The sequence below is a fragment of the Desulfatiglans parachlorophenolica genome (assembly GCF_055394735.1).
This window is the reverse complement of record NZ_AP042460.1, coordinates 4854398-4875053: the sequence shown is the minus strand read 5'-3', so window position 1 is coordinate 4875053 and position 20656 is coordinate 4854398. Positions and strand designations below refer to the sequence as shown.

Sequence of the window (20656 nt, the reverse complement as noted above, 5' to 3'; positions counted from 1 at the left end):
AACCCCGATTATTCGAAACGATTGTAGGTTCGAAAGCCGGCGCTGCCGCACAGTTGATCCTTCTGAGCCTCTTTCAAATCCTCCCGCACCATGACCTTCACAAGCTCGTCAAAAGGCATCTTGGGCTCCCAGCCCAGTTCCTCGCGCGCCTTGGCTGCATCGCCGAGCAGCGTATCCACCTCCGTGGGCCTGAAATAACGCGGATCGATCCTCACTCTCACCTTTCCGGTCGCTTTTTCGATTCCGACCTCGTCCAGGCCCCCGCCCTCCCAGGACACATCCATGCCGACCTCTCTGAAAGCCCCTTCGACGAACTCCCTGACCGAGTGGTTCTCACCCGTCGCAATGACATAGTCATCGGGTTTTTCCTGCTGCAGGATCAACCACATGGCCCGTACGTAATCGCCCGCGTAGCCCCAATCCCTCCTGGCATCGAGGTTCCCAAGATAAAATTGCTCCTGGAGCCCGAGTTTGATCCGCGCCACAGCACGGGTGATCTTCCGCGTCACGAAGGTCTCGCCCCTGACAGGAGACTCATGATTGAACAGGATACCGTTGCACGCGAAGATCCCGTAGGCTTCCCTGTAGTTCACGGTAATCCAGTAGGCGTAGAGCTTGGCCACGGCGTAAGGACTGCGGGGGTAAAAAGGGGTCTTCTCGCTCTGAGGCGTTTCCTGGACCTTGCCGTATAGTTCGCTCGTCGACGCCTGGTAAAAGCGCGATTTTCCGCAAAGATCGAGAATCCGGATGGCCTCCAGCAGCCTCAGCGTTCCGAGGGCGTCCCCATTGGCCGTATATTCAGGCGTCTCGAATGAAACCTGCACATGGCTCTGCGCCGCGAGGTTGTATATCTCGTCGGGCTGGACCTCCTGAATGATTCGAATGAGGTTTGTCGCATCCGTCAGATCCCCGTGATGCATGAAAAAGTGGACACCCTCTTCGTGCAGATCCCGGTAAAGATGGTCGATCCTGCGTGTATTGAAAGAGGATGAACGTCTCTTCAATCCATGGACCGTATACCCCTTTTTCAGCAAAAACTCCGCCAGGTACATGCCATCCTGTCCGGTAATCCCTGTGATCAGCGCTGTTTTCATCTTCCCTCTTCCACTCGATGGTCATAATATTATAATCCCATAAAAAATAAGGCTTTACCTCACGGCAAGCCACAGCACCATCCCAATACACCTTCGATATTTATAGGGGCAAAATCGCCGCTTGGCAACGCCTAAGACAGTCATGCAGGCATTTTACACCATAAAACCGGATATCGCAAAACCCGTACTGAACGTAAAAGCCCCAGAACCCCGCCTCAGGAGAACCTGTTGCGCAAAGCCGGAAAACGTGATAGAAGATCAGCACCCAGACGTTATAGTATTTACATTTCAGGAGATTGCCCGCGGACTGGGTCCTGCCTTCCATGCCGTTATTTCAGTTCGCGGGCTTTTTTTGATGTATCGCTATTTACCTTTATCTTCGGCACCGTGGGTTTCATCAGCCTTCGACTGTCTGTGACTGGATGCCTCAGAACCGCGATGATGATTTCATTCGTTATCCCCGTTTTCAACGAGGAAAAGAGTCTTCGAGAATTATACAGCCGTATCTCCGAGCACATTTCGGAAACCGGCCACGAGTGCGAAATCATTTTCGTAGATGACGGGAGCAACGACCGCTCTTTCGCCGTTATCCAATCCGTCTGCGAAAAGGATCCAAGGGTCAAGGGCATCAAATTCCGGCGCAATTTCGGCAAATCCACAGCACTGCACGAAGGCTTCAAGGCTGCAAAGGGCGAGGTGATATTCACGATGGATGCGGACCTGCAGGATGATCCAAAGGAGATCCCGCGGTTTCTCGCCAAGATCGCTGAAGGCTACGATCTCGTTTCCGGCTGGAAAGAGCAGCGCAAGGATCCCGTGCTGTCGAAGAACCTGCCGTCCAAGCTGTTCAATTTCATGATCTCGAAATTCTCCGGCCTTTCCCTCCACGATTACAATTGCGGGTTCAAGGCCTATCGCTCCGTCCTGGTGAAGCGACTCACACTCTACGGTGATTTACACCGCTACATCCCGGCCATCGCCCACGCAATGGGCTTCAGGGTGGCTGAAATTCCCGTGGAACACCACGTACGGCCATACGGGCAATCCAAATATGGCCTGGAGCGCTTTTTCCACGGGCTTTTCGATTTTATCACGGTGGTGTTTCTGACCAGGTTCCTGACGCGCCCCATGCACTTTTTCGGGCTAATAGGGCTGCTTTTCTCTGGATTGGGAACGCTGATCTGTCTCTACCTCAGTTTTCTCTGGCTTTTTGGAGAACCCATCGGCAGCCGGCCTCTCTTGATCCTGGGTGTCCTCCTGATGATTCTTGGCGTCCAGAGCATCGCCATCGGCCTCATCGGTGAGATGATCACGCACGGACACCGCTCCCGCACGGAAGGGGACGTGGTTGAACTGGTCCTCAACGATCGCCCATGATGTCCTGCAAGGGATGGCCGTTGGCCGGCATCATCGCCCACCCGATCGAGGCATTTTGGCGCTTCAGGCTTATACGGTTCGCAGGCGGGTCTTTTGTCAATCTCGGCACGAAGCTTGGCCTCACGGCCGTCTTTGACCATTTTGGACTGGCGCTATGGCTGAATTATGGACTCGTGCACTCGGTGGTGGTCGTCATAGCCTATCTTTTCCACTCCAAGATCACCTTCCGTGAAGCCCGCCGCAGCCTCGCCGGATTCAAACGTTTTTTCTTTTCGGTCCTCGGACTGAAGGTCCTGGACTACGGCATCGTCGTCGCCACCGGCCACGCCGAACAGCTAAAGAGTGCAGCCTATATGATCCCCTATGCAGGTCGATACGTCGGGGATTATATTCTCTACTTCATCATCGTATTCACCACCCTTCTCATTTTTGCCTTGCGCTACATGGTCTTCAAACATATCGTATTCAAACGCTCCCTCGATACGGAACTCCAGAAGGCGCAACTCAAAAAGGACTCGTTGTGAAGCTTTATCCTGAAGACGTGACTTACTATCTGGGGACCTTCAACGCCGCTTACATGGGGTATGCGGCGGACCCCGCCATCCGGAAGGGGGCGGCATCGGGAGGGGTCGTCTCGGCCCTCCTGATCCACATGCTGGAGCGCGGGGCCATCGACGGCGCCGTGGTTTCGCGAATCACCCTGGAAGACGGGCAGATGAAGGCTGCCACTTGGATCGCCACAGACCGGGCGGGGATTCTCGACGCCCGCACGAGTATTTATTTCGATTTCGATCCGCTCCGGCCCGAAGTCATGGACGCAATCGACCGGTTCGAAGGCGGCCTGGCCTTCGTGGGGCTTCCGTGCGACATATCGCGCATGCGGCGGCGCATGGAGAAAAACCCGCAGCTCAAAGACAAGATCAAGCTGCTCATCGGGCTCTTCTGCGGACACAACTCACGGAAATCTCTGGTGCAGCACGTGCTGCAACGAAAGGGGATCGCAGAGACCGACCTGGCGGCCTTCACCTTCCGCAAAGGGCTCTGGCGGGGGCACACCCACATCCTCCTCAAAGACGGCACGGAAAGGCGTTTTCCCTTCCAGCACTTCAGCCACTACCAGAATCTCCACGTTCTGGCGGCCTCCAAGTGCTCCCCATGCATTGACCACACCGCCGAACACGCAGACATCTCCGCCGGCGACATATGGCTTCAGCGCATGAAACACGTCGGCATCAAGCATTCTGTTTTCCTGAGCCGCAGCCCGTCCGGGGATCAAGCCCTTGCCGCAGCGATGGAAAGCCCTCCCGTTCTGCAGACGGAACCCGCCGAAGCGCGGCTCGTGTTCGCCTCCAACAAGCGGGCCCTCATCTACCACAAGGCCATTGCCGCCCGCAGCCGGGCCGCCCGCCTCTTCGGGAAGACGCTGAAAACGCCCCCCGCCTGCCGCCCGCTGCGCTGGAACGAATTTCTGGCAGCCATGATCGTTTACGGGGTCCAGCGTACCTGTGAAATACCGCGCGGGCGGGCACTCTTCTTCCGCCTTCCGCGCCGCTTCGTGTGGGCCAAACTCGCTGCATTCAAGCTCTTGACCAACTTTTGATCTTTGATCGAGGATCTCCCATGAAGCATTTTGCGATCATCGGTACAGCCCTGTCGGGCAACAAGGGGGCCGCAGGCATGGCAATCGCCCTCATCCAGAACCTCTCCAGACTTTACCCAAACGCTCGGTTCAGCCTGCTCTCCTACTTTCCCAGGAGCGACCGCCGTCTCAACCACTATCCCGGCGTCGAAATTGTCAGCGCAACGCCGCTGGCCTTGCTCTGCTGCTTTCCCCTGGCTGTGATAGCCTTTCTGTTAAGGCTTTCCGGCCTTCCTCTAGGCCCACTCCGCCAGATACCCACTCTCCGCGCCATCGCCGAGTGCGACCTCTACCTTGAAGCCGCCGGCGTCTCCTTCGTCGATGGCCGGGAGAAGTTTCTTCCGCTGAACGTCCTGTGGATACTTCTTCCCCTTGCTCTTGGGAAGCGTATCATCAAAGTCTCTCAAGCCCTGGGCCCCTTCAACAACCCAGTAAACCGCACTCTGGCAAAGCTTCTTCTGCCCTTTGTGGACCTCATCTGCGCCAGAGGCGCCAAAACCGCAGCCTATCTGCGCGCCCTCGGCCTGACTAATTTTGCCATTTACCCGGACGTCGCCTTCACCCTGCAGCTCGACGATGTCCGCCAAGAGGTTCTGGACCGCTACGTCTTCCCCAAAAGCCCCAAGGGAGTCATAGGCGTCTCCCCCAGCCAAGTGGTCTACGGCAAGTGCCTCAGCCGCCAAATCGACTATGTCCGCGTCATCGCCGCTTTCATCGACCGCCTCATATCCGAAGACTACACCGTGGTCCTCCTCCCGCATTCGGCCCGCGAAGGCACCCTCAAGACCCGCAACAACGACCTGCCGATCTCCCAGAAAATTTTTTCCCGCCTCGCCCACCCGGAAAAGCTTTCCTTTGTCAGGGAAGAACTCACCCCTTCCGAACTGCGCATCCTCATTGGCAAACTCGATTTTCTAGTTGCATCCCGCTTCCATGCCATGATATCAGCACTCGCAATGAACGTGCCCATGCTCGTTTTCGGTTGGAGCCATAAATATTCCGAGGTTCTGGAGAACTTCCACATGGAGAGTGCCGCTTTCGATTACACGGACATGACTTTCGAAACCGTGTATGAAATTTTTCGAAAGCACTACGAAAACATTATAAAATACGCTGACCTTATCAGAATCCGAATTAAACCACTTAATCAAGATGCAACTGCTTTTTACAATAATATAGTTCAGAAACCCAACTAAAATTCGCTATCTAAACTTTCGCCACAAAACTCAAATCTAATAATAACCTGAATCCGTGAGCGAATTACTAATAAAATTAACGGACTCATCAATATAATATATTGATTTTATTCGCTAACTGTGCTACGGTTTCACCTGTCAAAAGATCACTTGGGAGGTGAAACGTGAAACGATTTATCCTTGAGCGGTCCAAAAAAGATTTCTACACATCGCATTCGGGTCTTGCATTGATCGGACTGGGCATCAACTATTACAGCGACCTGCCGGGCAAAGCACGGAAGGCATTTCCTCTTGCCAAAGGCGTCAGCGGAATCGGACTGGACGACGTCGTGCGCAGCTATGTCGGCATGCTCTCTCTTGGTCAAAGCGATTATGAAGCCGTAACCAATAAGAAAGACGACACCTATTTCAAGCAGTCCCTGGGTATTCGTAAAGTGCCTTCGGCCGAAACATTACGCCAACGCCTGGATGATGTTGCCGTGGGTCTGCGGCCTTTGGTGGATGCTGCAGCAGTCGATTTTATCCGTAATTCCGAAGCGTTGATTACAAAATTGGATACCGGGCACATTCCTCTTGATTGCGATGTGTTCCCCATGGACAACTCCCAGACCAAGAAAGAGGGGGTTTCCCGCACCTACTCCGGCACCGATGGATACGCGCCCATCGCCGCTTATCTGGGCCGGGAGGGTTGGTGCCTGGAACTCGAACTGCGGGAAGGCAAACAGCACAGCCAGTGCGACTTCATCCCCTACCTGGAACGTGTCCTGAAAAAGGCCCGCACCCTGACCTCGGAAAAGCTCCTTGTCCGCCTGGATTCCGCCCACGATGCCCTCGAAACCCGTGCCACCCTTGCGGGGCATGAAAAAGTCAGCTACATCATCAAATGGAACCCGCGTAACGAAGACCAAGCGGAGTGGGCCAGCCAGATCTTTACCAAAGGGACGGTTACCTCGCCGCGACCCGGCAAAAGGGTCGGAATCCTCCGAGTCCACATCCGCCAGGAATATCAGGGCAAAACTTACCGCTTCCAAAGGGTGATGCAGGCCGTTGAGCGCACCAGCGACAAACGCGGTCAACTGCTGCTCAAACCGGACATCGAGGTGGAGGCCTGGTGGACGACGCTCGATCTCCCGGATGAAAAGGTGATCCGGCTTTACGAGGACCGCGCCACCAGCGAGCAGTTCCACAGTGAGATCAAATCCGACATGGACATGGAACGCCTGCCATCGGGCAAGTTCGCCACCAATGCCCTGATCTTGACCTTGGCCGGTCTGGCCTACAACATCCTGCGTTTCATCGGGCAGTTGGGCCTCGTCGGAGACCGGTCGCCCTTGCGCCATCCGGCCAAAAGGCGCCGCATCAAAACGGTCATCCAGGAACTGATGTATCTGGCTGCGCGGTTGGTCACAACCGGCCGGCGTTTGAAAATCGTCTTCAGCCGACATTGTCCGGCTTTTGAAGCCTTCGGGGCTGTGTACAACCGCCTGGCATGCGGCTAGATCCGCAAACCAGGAAATTTCATCAACCAAGATAGATTATCTCAGGGTGAATCATGCCTAAAAAAAGCCATAAAACATAACTGTTCATCAAAGAGCATCAAAGAACGACTCATATAGTGAGTGTAGAGGCTTCAATAGCCTCACATCTACCGGTGGACAGGCCGATATTACGCTTCTGAGCCTGAAACCGGGCGACTGTTTACTGGAGTCTCACGGATTCAGGAATAACGCATCTTTTATTTTAATTCTCTGCGCAGTTACACTGATTCAATCAGAAAACCATTTATATAGATATAAACACTAAAAAACATTTACAAAAAATAAAGTGAACATTTACTTCCAGACAATAGCAATTTTTCTAATCTACCTACTCAGCGGATATGGCCTGACAGCTCTACTTACGAATAGAATATTTTCGTCTTCCTCATTCATGCTGTTAACACCAATAATTGGGTTGTCAGCCACGCTATCCATTTTTCAAACATTAATATTTTTAAACGTACCTATAAACTTTTCCGCATTTGTTACTTTCGCTGCCTGCTTTCTATTTTCAATTATAAAGACTTCCAAAACTTCCTTTTTGGCCAAAAAATTCCACAAAATTATATTACTTTTTTTAATATTTTTTCCATCAATACTATTCTATTCTCCTATACAAAATAAAATTGATCATATTTACAATACGCAAAACTATGATAATTTCTTTCATGCATCAAATGCAAAGGATATCCTCCTTAAAGATACACCAGACTACAATCCATCAATTAACGATTTTTATAAACACGCTATTGAAAAATATCGTATTCTCAATACACGCTTAGGTTTCAATTACATTCTAGCTTTTCTTTCCATACTTACTGGTATTGATCCAGCAAATATCATTGCTCCATTTCTCTATTCTCTCTTTGTTTCTTACGTTATGGCTTGTCTTTTCGCGATATTGGAACTCTGCTCAAGAGCCACTATGCCACTAAAAATTCTTGCCTTTTTATTGCTCTGCTTTTCAGCTGTGCAAATAAATATGTATTATAGATTTTTTGCACCAAATACGATTGGACTTCTTTTCTCACTTCCAGCATATATTTACATTTTAAAAGAAAGACAATACAATATTTATTCAGTACTATTTCTTGCGCTAATTACAAGCGGAATAATTACTACATACCCTGAAATTCTTCCTCAAATTGCACTGATTCTATTTTTTTATATTATTTTTCATCATTACAAGTCTATATATAATGTCAAAAGAATCAAAAACCTTTTCGCATTTTTACTATTAACTTTAGTCTGTTCAATCATTTTTAATATTGATGGATTTCTTTTATTTTCCCAGGGTTTACAGCGTCGTCTACTTGTACTTACGGGAGACTTGTCCCATCCCGTTCATTCGAATTACCCATCAAATTTCTTCTTTGGTTTGTCACAATTATTTTTTGGGGAATCTCAACCTAATCCTTTCCAGAGAACTATTCTTTCATTCTTAATAGTTTTTTTAATTATAAACATTTTCCGTTTTTCTCGAAATGTTCGAAATGCTTTACTCAGCCTCTTTGCTGTTTATACTTGTTCATACTATTATTTCCTCAGCACTAGCTACACTTATGGTATCTACAAGACGGCAATCTTTATTGCCCCCTTTGCAGCAATATGTCTAGCAATGGCAATCTCAAATAACGCCTTTAGAAGAATATCCACACGTTCAATTCCATATCTTCTTCTCTGCCTATTCATTTCTTTAAATATAAGCACCATAATCCAATTTAAACATAACTATCACTTATCGATTGACGATAGCGAAATGTGTTATTCCTTCAAAGGTTTAAGTGCGGTTTTAGAATCCTCCTCAAGTCAATCGAAAATCTCCGCTGCAAGTATTCCGTCCGATGTTATTTCTATGTGGGCCAATTACTGGGCCCAGGACGAAAACATTACCATTCAACATATAGCGCATCCTCGCGAACTTAAAGCATGGGGAATTCAAAAAAAGGCTCTACTAACTGAATTCATTTTATACCCAAATCACAGTACGGACATATTTAATTTTGATAATGATAATGTTACACCTATTTGGAAAAACAACGTCTATTCACTATACAACGATATTGAGCTATTCTATACGCTGGGAAATGGCTGGGGTGCAGTCCACAAATCTGGTAAAAATTTATATAGAAATATTTCCGATATTGCTGAAATTAAATTTATTGCTCGTCGCTATCTTTCTGCGTGTTTAACACTAGAGTTGGAAACTCCTTCTGCCTGTTCAATTATTATTTTACTTGATAACATAATGCTTAAGAAAATTCAGTTGAATCAGGGTGTTCAAACTATTGATGTTACGCATATCCCTATTTCCCCAACAAATTTGGATTTTCTTAGCACACTCGCTATTAAAACGGTCGACGAATCGCCCAACAAAGTCATCCCACCTATAAAAATATTTTCGCTCTCATTTAGTCCCGAAAACAAGAACTTGATATTCGACCGTTACCATGCGGGACAGACTGACTATATTGTTTTTAATAAACAGGAAGATGACATTCTTAACATTAAATATTTTGCGAGCCCTGTTGCAAGAACTGCACTTCTGGACATATTCTTTGATTTTCCGTTTTATGCTTTTCTTGGCGAAGGATGGCATGCAAAAGAAGGGAGCCCTAATGAAGGAATTAAGAGGTGGATCACTCCAAATGGGACGATTAACATCAAGTGTAATAAAAATGTTAATTTTGATTTTGTAATTAAATGTTTATGGGGTGTCTCTGGATTTTTTGACATCTATATTAATGATAGATATTTTTCTTCTTTCACTACTACAGGTAATGCACAAAATATTTGGGTAAAGGATTGTTCTTTTCAAAAAGGGGATTTCTGTATTACAATTAAAGAGAGGGATGGTAAAACTATCAACGCAAAAAACGACAATAGACTTCTCTGTCTCTATATCCAGGAAATTACTTTTTATGAAAAATTCACACTTGAAAGCAAATGCGATTCCTAGACAATCGTTCAACCTTTCTTCTCGTACTGCTTTCTCGATTGATCAAATATCTAGGTTCCGCGTAGGCAGTCAAACGGTAACTGAAAACAACTGTAAATTCGGATGTTTAGACATGAGCTTCAAAAACGCGTGTTACTACGCCTCTGAATGACGATTCAGGGTTCCCAGAACCGGATTACTGATTAAAATCTCCTGAATCCGTGAGCGAATTACTAATAAAATTAACGGACTCATCAATATAATATATTGATTTTATTCGCTAACTGTGCTACGGTTTCACCTGTCAAAAGATCACTTGGGAGGTGAAACGTGAAACGATTTATCCTTGAGCGGTCCAAAAAAGATTTCTACACATCGCATTCGGGTCTTGCATTGATCGGACTGGGCATCAACTATTACAGCGACCTGCCGGGCAAAGCACGGAAGGCATTTCCTCTTGCCAAAGGCGTCAGCGGAATCGGACTGGACGACGTCGTGCGCAGCTATGTCGGCATGCTCTCTCTTGGTCAAAGCGATTATGAAGCCGTAACCAATAAGAAAGATGACACCTATTTCAAGCAGTCCCTGGGTATTCGTAAAGTGCCTTCGGCTGAAACTTTACGCCAACGCCTGGATGATGTTGCCGTGGGTCTGCGGCCTTTGGTGGATGCTGCAACAGTCGATTTTATCCGTAATTCCAAAGCGTTGATTACAAAATTGGATACCGGGCACATTCCTCTTGATTGCGATGTGTTCCCCATGGACAACTCCCAGACCAAGAAAGAGGGGGTTTCCCGCACCTACTCCGGCACGGATGGGTATGCGCCCATCGCCGCTTATCTGGGCCGGGAGGGTTGGTGCCTGGAACTCGAACTGCGGGAAGGCAAACAGCACAGCCAGTGCGACTTCATCCCCTACCTGGAACGTGTCCTGAAAAAGGCCCGCACCCTGACCTCGGAAAAGCTCCTTGTCCGCCTGGATTCCGCCCACGATGCCCTCGAAACCCGTGCCACCCTTGCGGGGCATGAAAAAGTCAGCTACATCATCAAATGGAACCCGCGTAACGAAGACCAAGCGGAGTGGGCCAGCCAGATCTTTACCAAAGGGACGGTTACCTCGCCGCGACCCGGCAAAAGGGTCGGAATCCTCCGAGTCCACATCCGCCAGGAATATCAGGGCAAAACTTACCGCTTCCAAAGGGTGATGCAGGCCGTTGAGCGCACCAGCGACAAACGCGGTCAACTGCTGCTCAAACCGGACATCGAGGTGGAGGCCTGGTGGACGACGCTCGATCTCCCGGATGAAAAGGTGATCCGGCTTTACGAGGACCACGCCACCAGCGAGCAGTTCCACAGTGAGATCAAATCCGACATGGACATGGAACGCCTGCCATCGGGCAAGTTCGCCACCAATGCCCTGATCTTGACCTTGGCCGGTCTGGCCTACAACATCCTGCGTTTCATCGGGCAGTTGGGCCTCGTCGGAGACCGGTCGCCCTTGCGCCATCCGGCCAAAAGGCGCCGCATCAAAACGGTCATCCAGGAACTGATGTATCTGGCTGCGCGGTTGGTCACAACCGGCCGGCGTTTGAAAATCGTCTTCAGCCGACATTGTCCGGCTTTTGAAGCCTTCGGGGCTGTGTACAACCGCCTGGCATGCGGCTAGATCCGCAAACCAGGAAATTTCATCAACCAAGATAGATTATCTCAGGGTGAATCATGCCTAAAAAAAGCCATAAAACATAACTGTTCATCAAAGAGCATCAAAGAACGACTCATATAGTGAGTGTAGAGGCTTCAATAGCCTCACATCTACCGGTGGACAGGCCGATATTACGCTTCTGAGCCTGAAACCGGGCGACTGTTTACTGGAGTCTCACGGATTCAGGAATCTTTAAAGTTTTCAGTATGGACAAAACCTCCTCCTGGGTTCATTCCGTCTAAAGAATTGGTGGCTAGAGGTCCGGAAGTCTATGGCCTGGAGCTGAGCCAAGGCGTGATGGAGCCACACCCACGTCTTGTCGGTCATGAACTCCCCGACCCGTTGAAGCAACAGGGCCAGCACGCAGGTTTTGATATGCGCTTCAAATTGACGCCACAGCCTAATGATACATGGGAGTCATATGGATCTGAGTGCTCTTCATCGCACGGAAACAGCGTTCGATGATCAGGAGGTTTTTGTACCCTGTGGCAACATCCTCTCCCTGGAGGGTGTCATCATTGGTGATCAGAGCCCATTTGCCGTCAAGCTTCCGGGCTGCTTCGATCTTGGCCGTGTCGATGAAGAGCCTAACGGCCTTACTGATCGGCAAAACTTGAGGCTCAGCACGGGCGGCAAAATCAGTTTGCTGACAACAGCCAACTTACCAGCATTCGCCGGAAGCTCATACCACGCAAACAGGCTTGCAATCCAGAGGCTCAAACCTACCGCAGCAAATTGTATTTCAAGATGCAATAGACCGTTCGCACACCGTCACGCCAAGTGATCTTCTTACCCTCTCGATAGGTGCGTCCGGAATAGGATACGCCCACCTCGTAGATGCGGAGCCCCTCCCGTTTCCATTTTTTCGCCAGTTTGGCCGTAATCTCCGGTTCGAAGCCGAAGCGGTCCTCCTCGATGCGTATGCCCTGAATCACCTCCCTGCGGAAGACCTTATAGCAGGTCTCCATGTCCGTCAGGTCCATCCCCGTGAGCATGTTTGAAAGGAGGGTCAGGAGGCGGTTGCCGAGGCAGTGCCAGAAATTGAGTACTCGGTGCGGCCCCTGCGGCGCGAAGCGGGAACCGTAGACCACATCGGCTCGTTGATTAAAAATAGGCTGGAGGAGCTTCGGGTATTCCTGGGGGTCATACTCCAGGTCGGCATCCTGAATGATAATCACATCGCCGGTCGACGCGGCGATGCCGGTGCGGATAGCCGCCCCCTTGCCGCTGTTGCGCGCATGATAGATGACCTTGTCGACCCGCGATTCAGTGCCACGCTGCAGTTTTTCCCGCGTGCCGTCGGTCGAGAAGTCATCCACGACGATCATTTCTTTATCGTCAATGGGTGAATTGTCGACGGCGCTCAGAATCTGCTCGATGGTAGAGGCCTCGTTGTAGCACGGAATGATAATGGACACCTTCATCATAACACCCCTTTTCGTGGCGGTGCCACCGTCATTCGGTTACCTCGATACGGCAAAAGGCGAGCATGGAGCCACATTACAATGGCTTCGCCCCCACCCCTCGATGCGGAAGGTAAAGAACGGGATCTATGGGAAACTCGGCCATCCGGATCGGATGCCCCGGATGGCCGATCCTTGCTGCTGCTTATTCGATCATCATGGGGATGTCCAGGCTCTTAGCGCCTTTGGCTGAGAACCAGGCGACCGCCTCCTGCACCATCGAAACATGGAGTATATACACTCCCTTCGCATCGGGCGCCTTGATCTCGAACGCGAGTTTAACCGATTCTCCGGGCTTCAGATCCTCCGCCAAGAGAGCGTCTGCCGACTGCGGCATCTCCTCTCCTTTCGCTGACAGCCAATAGGCGCCAAGCCTGACGCGGTTTCTGACATCCTCCTCTGAGACCCCCTTTGCAGACCAGACCTCTCCCGAGGGGTTTTTCACACTGACCTCGAGCGGAATAGCCGCTCCCGCCGACGCCCTCTTAGGGGCCTCCCCGACCACGGCAAGTTCCTGCACGAATGATGTCAGGACGGGGGGGGAAACCGCCTCTTCTGGGCCCGAAGGCTCCGCCTTCTCTTCGATTTCCACTTTGGACTCGACTGCCGGGGCAACCTTTTCTGTTTGCGCTGGGGCCCCTTCTTTCCTGTCTTCGCAGGCCGTCAACGAAACACCGATCGACAACAAAAAAACGGCAAGAATGACGCTGAAACGGGACATATCCGCTCCTTTCGAACAATGTGTGCTAAACGGTTAAAGACACTTTTTGACGATTCGAATGAATCATCTCCCTCGAACCTAACCTTCCTCCGAAGCCTCCGTTTCCAGATCGGCCTCAACCATCATGCGAATCAACTGCTCAAAAGACACCTTCCCCTCCCAGGCCAGGTCTTTTCGCGCTTTCGACGGATCGGCGAGGAGGGGCCGCGTTTCGAGAGGCCGATAGATGCTCTGATCCGAGCGCACATGCCTGCGCCAATCCAGTCCGACCGCCTCAAAAGCGACTTCGAGCACGTCGGTGATGCTTTTGAGCGTGCCCGAGCCGATGACATAGTCCGCCGGGCTCTCGGCCTGCAGCATCAGCCACATGGCCCTGACCGTATCTCCTGCGTAACTCCAGTCCCTTCGGGCATGGATATTGCCCAAGACGAGTTCTTTGGACCTTCCGCGTGAAATGGAGGACGCAGCTTGGGTGATCTTGCGGGTCACGAACCGGGGGTCCCTGCGGGGCGATTCGTGATTGTACAAAATGCCTGTGCAGGCGAACAACCCGAAATGTTCGCGATAGTTCCGTACGAGGTGCGCAGCGAACACCTTCGCAGAGGCATAGGGATTGTCCGGGCGGAAGGGCGTTTCTTCGTTCTGAGGCGAACTGAACGGATCGTGGCCGAACATCTCACTGCTTCCGGCCTGGAAAAAGCGGGCCATGGGCAGATTGGTCCGGATCAACTCCAGGATCTGGCCCGGAGCGGCGCCGTTCACTCGGCCGACCAGACCGGGCTGCTCCCACGAAAGCGGGATAAAGCTGATCCCGGCCAGGTTGTAAATCTCCGCCGGCCGCACCTCCTCCAAAACGCGCGCCATGAAAACCTCGTCCGAGATGTCCCCCTGCATCAGCACCACGTCATCGTGCAGCGATTCGAGGGTACCCTGCGTCAGATCCTGAGGCAGCAGCACCCCCCAGACATCGTATCCCTTGTCTCGCAGGAGGCGGGTCAAGTAATACCCGTCCTGCCCACCTATCCCCAGGATGAGCGCTCGTTTCAATGCCGACCCGCCTCTCCCGGCCGACCGCCGGTCGTCTCTTGCAGGCGGGGCATCCCGGCAAGCTCATCGAGCCAGCCATCCAACCGGGGCAGCACAGCCCCCCAGGCGTAGCGTTTCTCCACCCACTCCCTCGCGTTTCGCGCCATGGTGACAGCGCTCTCAGGGCTGCGAATCAGCTTCACGATCGCCGCAGCCAAGTCCTCTTCACTCTCCCTGATCAGCAGATGGGTCCCGTTTTCCACCTCGAGCGCTTCGGCAGCGATGGGAGAGCATACCAGGGGCATCCCCGCGCTCATGGCCTCGAGCACCTTGTATTTGGTGCCGGATCCTGAAAGAAGAGGGACACATCCGACGGCCGCGGCAGTCAAATAAGGGCGTACATCCTCCACCCGGCCCGTCACCAGGATCCGTCTTCCGTCTCCGGCCTCCATCAGATCGGAGCCCGGTGACTGCCCGACGACCCAAAGACGCGCACCCGGAATCTCCTTCCAGACAAGCGGCATGATCCGCCGGATCAATCGCCAGGCCGCCTCTCGATTGGGCGGATAGGTAAAACTGCCGGTATAGACGATCTCGGGGCGTTCCCGTGAAGCAGTTCGTTCATGATACCGGAAATAGGAGGGATCCACCCCATTGTCCACTACAAGGACACGTTCGCCGGGGAATCCATACTCTTCGATGAAAATCCTTTTGTCAAGGTCGCTCACCGCTATGATTCCGTCATACAGGCGCAGATTTTCCTGCTCGAAGCGTTTCGCGCGCTGCGCCTCCCACGCGGCGGCCAGGCGCCTGGCACCCCAATGCGATTCCGCTAGCCGGCGCATTCGGACGCCCTCTACATCATAGGAGGCCATGATCAGCCGGGTCTTCAATGGCTCCACATCGAGGGCCATCGCCACAGGGTTGCTCTGGGGGCTCACGAAGAGGAAATCAGGCTGGTTTTCGGCAAGGGCTGCCTGCAGCACAGGGGCGATCTGCGTATGGATGCGCGGGAACCGTTCATGGACATCGTAGTGGTAACGCATCTTACAGACGGGAATCTGCCTGCTCCGCAGAAAGCTGCCCAGGGAACCCCAAAGGGTGCGTTGATCCCCGACGGAATGATCCCCCACGAACAGCCGCTCCATAAAGGGCTCCAATGCAGGAGGACGGCCGTCATCGTCTGCATCGTAAAGAGCGAAGAACGCGACCGTGCTGAAGCGCAAAAGATGCCTCAAGATATGGAAATCCCTTATCTCACCGCCGGAATGACCCGGGTAACGTGGAAACTGGTATGAGCAAAAAAACGAACGGTATCGGATAGGACCGAGTTCAGGCCGGGAGCAAGCCTCGTCGCTGCGAGCCGGCAGAGAAATCTCCATCGGAACGGAACCTTGCGGGATAGCGTCGCTGCAAACCGAAGTTCCGGAACCATCGGCGGCCGGGGCATCCGATGCATCGACCGCGTGCTGCTTCGGTCTCAGGAAACGCCATTTTTCGGGATTTCCGATGCGCGTGCAAATCGACAGCATCACTCGGAACTTTACCCAGGAATAACCGAACCCTCGCGGCAACCCCCCATACTTGCGCTGCATGAAATGATCGATGTAATCCTGAAGCGTCGCCCGGTATTCGGGCGTTCTTATGGTTGGCCACCAAGGCCGGCTGAAGCGGTAGAGTTCGATCTCGAAATTCCCCCACCCACTGGTCTTCGCCTTCGAATGGATCCTATAGAAGGCCAGGACCTTTTCTATCTTTCGGACCTTCGCAGCCTGCATAAAACGCCAGAAGAGTTCGAAGTCGAAGATGAAATGATAACTCTCGTCCAGGAATCCGCAGTGCTCGAGCAGGTGCCTGCGGAAGAAGACCGTCGGCTGAGGGAGGGCGTGCACGTATTTCCAATAGGCGGGGACCAACTCCCGCGGCTGCATCCGGCCATAGTAAAACCCGGTCTTCTGGTGACCGTGATCGGCAAGAAAGATATGATCGTGTTCGTCTATATAGAGCGCATTCGCGTAGATCATGTCGAGTTCCGGATCCTCTGCGAAGGCCTTTCCGACCTCCCATAAGGCCCCGGCAGCCAAACAATCGTCTGAATTCAACCAGCCGACAATCTCTCCGGTGGCGTGTGCGAACCCCTTGTTGATGGCCTGGGCGGGTCCGCCGTCCGGCTCCGATACCCAGTATGAGAGGCGGTCTTCATAGGACTTGATGATTTCCTGACTCCCATCGGATGAATCGCCGTCGATGACGATCATTTGCAGGTGGGGATACCCTTGCCGACAGAGGCTATCGAGCGCAGGTCTCAGGAATTCCGCCTGATTGTAGGAAGGGGTGACGACACTGATGGCAGGCAGACGATCCTCGGATAATCCGACGGGAGAGGAAAGAATACCGGACCCAGGAAACGGGAGGTAATCGATATCCCCTTTATCGCCCTTTTCAGGGAAGCCGTCCCGGTTACCGTAACAGGCTGCAAAATGATCGCCAATGGCCCCCATCATCTCGAAGCATCCGGGACGAAGACGCTCGAGGCAGGCATCGTTTCTCGCATCGAGCAGGGTCTCCAGGAAATAAAACAGGGCGCCCGGCGTCACATCCTTCCGGCTGTGCACCCGAGCCAGATCGAGGATCTCTATCGCACGCTGGATCTTTCCGCCGGCCGTCTTGGTCTCACCGTATTCCCGGCTGACGGAGAGAAATTCGTTGATGGTGACCGCCTCGTAATCACGGGCGATCCTGACGATGATATCCCAATCCATACAATACTGAAGACTCTCGTCGAGCCTACCGGCTTCCTCCCAGGCCTTGCGCAGAAAAAAGGTCGACGGCTGCAGAATGTAATCGAGGCCTTCTATAAGCGCCTGCCGGTTCAGGGCCACGTGGCGAGGGCAGAAAGGGGTGTAGCGGTCATCTCTCTGGCTGTAGCGCAAGCCGTTGCCGATATACAGACCGTAACCCGGGTGCTTGAGGTACGCGCTCGCCACAGTCCACAACGCATCCTGCCAGTAGTAGTCATCTGAATTCAGCCAGGCGATCAGATCCCCACTGCAGTATCGGGAGCCGATGTTGATGGCCTCTGTTTGGCCGTTATCCGGCTCGCTCCGCCAGAAGGTCAACCGGGAAGCAAATCGCTGAATGACTTCCAGGCTGTCGTCGGAAGACCCACCGTCCATAACCACGACCTCTAAGGCGGGATAGCCCTGGTTGAAAATGCTCTCCAGGGTTTGCCCAAGAAACCGGCCCTGATTGAACGAAGGTACCACAATGCTGATTTTAGGCAGGTTCGACATTTTCGTCCTTATACATCGCCGCAGTTTCCTCCATAAATCCGAGCGGGTTGTTGGGCCGGCCCCGGGTGAATACGGTCACGGCAACACCCTGAGTGCACGCAGGACTCTGACAAGGCGGCAGCCCAATATCTTCTTCTGTGACTCCAGTTTCGAGATCATCAGTTCCCGTTCCCGTTCGGCAAGTCGAATCCTGGCCTCCATCTCGACGATGCAGATTTCGCTCTTCTCGAGGCTCTTCTGCAATCTCTGTTTGTCAGCCTCTTCCTGCAAAGACGTTTTTTCGTTCAGCGCGATCTTTTCCGCCTCCCGACTCAGCGCCTCCCGGCACTGCTGCAAATCCTTCTCCAATACTTTCAACTTCTTACCAAGGGAGGCGATCAGCCGGTCCTTGCCCATGATCCGGGCTGCGCTGTCCCCATCCTTCCGCCCCGGCTCATTCATCAAGCTTTCAATCTGCTCGACACTCCCTCTCCGCTCTTCCTCCAGGCGAGCAATCTCAGACAGGAGAGTCTCTTCCGCCTTCGCCTTTTCCTGAAGCACGGCCTCCAGCTTTTCCAATCTATCGTAAAGCGCACCGATCTGTTTCAGTCGGGTGGCCTCTTTTTCTTCCAGATCCTTCAGCCTTTTCCCGGTTATGGTAATCTGTCTGCCCCGTTCGATCCGATCCGCATCGAGCCGCCTCACCTCGGCCAGAAGCTGCTCCTCCGTTTCATTCTTCTCTTTCAGGGCCTGATTCAACTCGACCGTGTATTCATCCAGACGGTGGATCTGATCGAGCCGCTTCGCGTTCTCTTCCTCGACACCCGCCAGTTTCTCCAGCAATCTCTCGATCTGACCGCCCCGTTCGACCCGATCCGCATCGAGCCGTCTCACCTCGGCCAGAAGCTGCTCTTCCGTTTCATTCTTCTCTTTCAGCGCCTGATTCAGCTTGACCGTGGATTCATCCAGGTGGTGGATCTGATCGAGCCGGTCTGCGCTCTCACTTTCCATTTCTGCGAGCTTTTCCCGCAGTCGCGCGATCTGTTCGCCCCGATCTATCCGATCCTTTTCGAGGCGTGCCATCTCGGAGGACATCTCATTCATCTCGGCCTGCTTTCGGGCCAAGCCTTTCTTGAAGGTACCCACCTCCTCGGTCAGCAAAAAGACCTGACGCAAACGGGCCTCGGACTCGGCCTTCAACGTGTCGTTCTCCGCCTCGAGAAATCGCGTCATACGATCGAAGCTTTCAAGCCTCAAGGGGATGCGCAGCTTTTCGACATGGGTGCCGAATTCCGCACTCCAAACCGAATCCCCGCGCAGAAAACCCTCATCAGCCCCATCCCGCGGCGCCGGTGCATCCTTCAAAGGGCGCTTCTGCCTGTTTCGATCCTTCAGGAGAGATTCGTAGAGCGTCAAATATCTTCCTGCCTGAAGGTGGAGAGAAAAATGCTCGATGATGCAACGCCTCGCATTTCGACCGAGATGGGCTCTCTTCTCCACGTCCGACAGCATCTCCACCAAGGCGATCGCCATCCCGTTGATATCCCCCGGGGGTAAGAGGATGCCGTTTTCCCCGCTCCGGATGACATCCGGCATGCCGCCGACCGCAAAAGCGACCACCGGTGTGCCGCAGCTCATGGCCTCGATCATCGTGTTCGGCAGATTGTCTTCAAGGGAGGACTGCACAAAGACATCGGCTGCCACATACGCATTGCGCACCGCTTCCTGCGAAGACAAGTACCCGAGCGACATCACCTTCAAACCGGCCTGTTCCCACTCGGCGGCAGGATACCCGAAGCAAAGGAGGCAGATCCTTTCTTCCCTGGTCCATGCCTCGAAATCCGGATCCCTTCGGCAGGCCGAGAGGACCCGCATCAGTTCGGCAAATCCCTTCCGTTTCTCGGTGCCATATTCGGCGCCAAAGAGGATCGTGCGCGTATCGGGGTTCAATCCGATGCGCTCTTTCGCCTTCGGCCGATAGGAAGGCTTGAAAACGTTCGTCTCGAGGCCATTGGGGATAACCTCGATCCGCCGCCCGCCGAACAGAAGGCTGCGCCGCGCGCACTCAGCCATCCAGCGACTGGGGGTCACAATCGTCAGATCGGCCCCCTCGAACAGACCCTGTTTGTCCTTCAGCACAGCTGCAGGCAATCCGAGTGGATCGTCCTGAAGCTGCGGACAGTCCCGGCATCCATTCTCGTAACCCTTGCAGCCGGCACTGTAATGGCAACCGCCGCTGAAGGCCTCTTGATCGTGAAGGGTCCAAACAATGGGTTTCCCGGAACGGAATAGTCGACCCAAGGTGACGGACGACAAAAAATCGGCGACCCAGTGAAGGTTGGCGATGTTTGCCCCCTGAATCTCCGGGTCCACGCTGATATCGATTCCTGGGTAAGGGAAAGAAAAGAGCGTGTTGCTGACAGGCGTTCTGGATCTTCGGATATAGTGCTCCTGAACGGCCTCAATAAGGCTGAAATCCTTTTGAAGGCGCGGAGGTCTTTCTCCGGGATCTGCGCAGCGGATGGTCTCTTCCCGGGAATGCTTCCAGCGGACCAGCATCCGGCTTTCCACACGCATGCCCAGCAGGCCCGTGTGCAATCGGTATGCCGCCCTCGCCGCCCCCCCCATCTGATCATACGTATTGATATGAAAAACCTTCACCGTGTCCCCGCGCCTTTATCTGAATCTGAA

14 protein-coding genes are annotated in these 20656 nt (G+C 52.8%); 7 read left to right on the top strand and 7 right to left on the bottom strand.

Annotation, left to right across the window (positions count from 1 at the left end; genetic code table 11):
* Positions 1-8: 8 nt before the first annotated feature.
* Entirely contained in the window at positions 9-1094 is a 1086-nt protein-coding gene (gene gmd / locus ACZ500_RS22545; RefSeq protein WP_464229666.1) for a GDP-mannose 4,6-dehydratase, read from the bottom strand.
* Positions 1095-1532: 438 nt separating this feature from the next.
* Here gmd and ACZ500_RS22540 point away from each other — a divergent pair, with 438 nt between their 5' ends.
* The 7 genes from ACZ500_RS22540 to ACZ500_RS22510 all read left to right on the top strand — a co-directional run bounded on the left by ACZ500_RS22540 (position 1533) and on the right by ACZ500_RS22510 (position 11447).
* Positions 1533-2471 carry a glycosyltransferase family 2 protein gene (locus tag ACZ500_RS22540; RefSeq protein WP_464229665.1) on the top strand — a complete coding sequence of 313 codons (939 nt, stop codon included), beginning with the start codon at positions 1533-1535 and terminating at the stop codon, positions 2469-2471.
* Entirely contained in the window at positions 2468-2995 is a 528-nt protein-coding gene (locus tag ACZ500_RS22535) for a hypothetical protein (protein WP_464229664.1), read from the top strand. Before ACZ500_RS22540 ends, ACZ500_RS22535 begins: the two co-directional genes overlap by 4 nt.
* Positions 2992-4071, top strand: coding sequence for a Coenzyme F420 hydrogenase/dehydrogenase, beta subunit C-terminal domain (locus ACZ500_RS22530; protein ID WP_464229663.1), 1080 nt, complete (start codon positions 2992-2994; stop codon positions 4069-4071). Before ACZ500_RS22535 ends, ACZ500_RS22530 begins: the two co-directional genes overlap by 4 nt.
* A 20-nt stretch (positions 4072-4091) precedes the next feature.
* Entirely contained in the window at positions 4092-5306 is a 1215-nt protein-coding gene (locus ACZ500_RS22525; protein ID WP_464229662.1) for a polysaccharide pyruvyl transferase family protein, read from the top strand.
* A gap of 164 nt (positions 5307-5470) precedes the next feature.
* Positions 5471-6805: an IS1380 family transposase gene (locus tag ACZ500_RS22520; protein WP_464229661.1), complete on the top strand. Its 1335-nt coding sequence runs from the start codon at positions 5471-5473 to the stop codon at positions 6803-6805.
* A 580-nt stretch (positions 6806-7385) separates the two neighbouring features.
* The gene (locus ACZ500_RS22515; protein ID WP_464229660.1) at positions 7386-9803 is read left to right on the top strand and encodes a hypothetical protein; all 2418 of its coding nucleotides are present in this window, start codon (positions 7386-7388) and stop codon (positions 9801-9803) included.
* A 309-nt stretch (positions 9804-10112) separates the two neighbouring features.
* The gene (locus ACZ500_RS22510) at positions 10113-11447 is read left to right on the top strand and encodes an IS1380 family transposase (RefSeq protein WP_464229659.1); all 1335 of its coding nucleotides are present in this window, start codon (positions 10113-10115) and stop codon (positions 11445-11447) included.
* Between the two features lie 436 nt (positions 11448-11883).
* Here the strand turns inward: ACZ500_RS22510 and ACZ500_RS22505 are convergent, their stop codons facing one another.
* The 6 genes from ACZ500_RS22505 to ACZ500_RS22480 all read right to left on the bottom strand — a co-directional run bounded on the left by ACZ500_RS22505 (position 11884) and on the right by ACZ500_RS22480 (position 20626).
* Complete coding sequence (locus tag ACZ500_RS22505) at positions 11884-12093, bottom strand: hypothetical protein (RefSeq protein WP_464229658.1); 210 nt, start codon at positions 12091-12093, stop codon at positions 11884-11886.
* Positions 12094-12205: 112 nt separating this feature from the next.
* Entirely contained in the window at positions 12206-12907 is a 702-nt protein-coding gene (locus ACZ500_RS22500) for a glycosyltransferase family 2 protein (RefSeq protein ID WP_464229657.1), read from the bottom strand.
* A gap of 184 nt (positions 12908-13091) precedes the next feature.
* Positions 13092-13538, bottom strand: a complete 447-nt coding sequence (locus ACZ500_RS22495; protein ID WP_464229656.1) for a hypothetical protein — start codon at positions 13536-13538, stop codon at positions 13092-13094.
* A gap of 207 nt (positions 13539-13745) precedes the next feature.
* On the bottom strand, positions 13746-14714 hold the full coding sequence (locus tag ACZ500_RS22490) for a GDP-mannose 4,6-dehydratase (RefSeq protein WP_464229655.1): 969 nt from the start codon (positions 14712-14714) through the stop codon (positions 13746-13748).
* A complete protein-coding gene (locus ACZ500_RS22485) occupies positions 14711-17986 on the bottom strand; it encodes a glycosyltransferase (protein ID WP_464229654.1) in 3276 nt (1091 codons plus the stop codon). Before ACZ500_RS22485 ends, ACZ500_RS22490 begins: the two co-directional genes overlap by 4 nt.
* Before the next feature lie 75 nt (positions 17987-18061).
* Positions 18062-20626, bottom strand: coding sequence for a glycosyltransferase family 4 protein (locus tag ACZ500_RS22480; protein ID WP_464229653.1), 2565 nt, complete (start codon positions 20624-20626; stop codon positions 18062-18064).
* Positions 20627-20656 lie beyond the last annotated feature (30 nt).

Excerpts from the sequence above, each read along its gene's own strand:
- gmd (WP_464229666.1), bottom strand. The coding sequence starts at position 1,094 with ATGAAAACAGCGCTGATCACAGGGATTACCGGACAGGATGGCATGTAC.
- ACZ500_RS22540 (WP_464229665.1), top strand. The coding sequence starts at position 1,533 with ATGATGATTTCATTCGTTATCCCCGTTTTCAACGAGGAAAAGAGTCTT.
- ACZ500_RS22535 (WP_464229664.1), top strand. The coding sequence starts at position 2,468 with ATGATGTCCTGCAAGGGATGGCCGTTGGCCGGCATCATCGCCCACCCG.
- ACZ500_RS22525 (WP_464229662.1), top strand. The coding sequence starts at position 4,092 with ATGAAGCATTTTGCGATCATCGGTACAGCCCTGTCGGGCAACAAGGGG.
- ACZ500_RS22500 (WP_464229657.1), bottom strand. The coding sequence starts at position 12,907 with ATGAAGGTGTCCATTATCATTCCGTGCTACAACGAGGCCTCTACCATC.
- ACZ500_RS22485 (WP_464229654.1), bottom strand. The coding sequence starts at position 17,986 with ATGTCGAACCTGCCTAAAATCAGCATTGTGGTACCTTCGTTCAATCAG.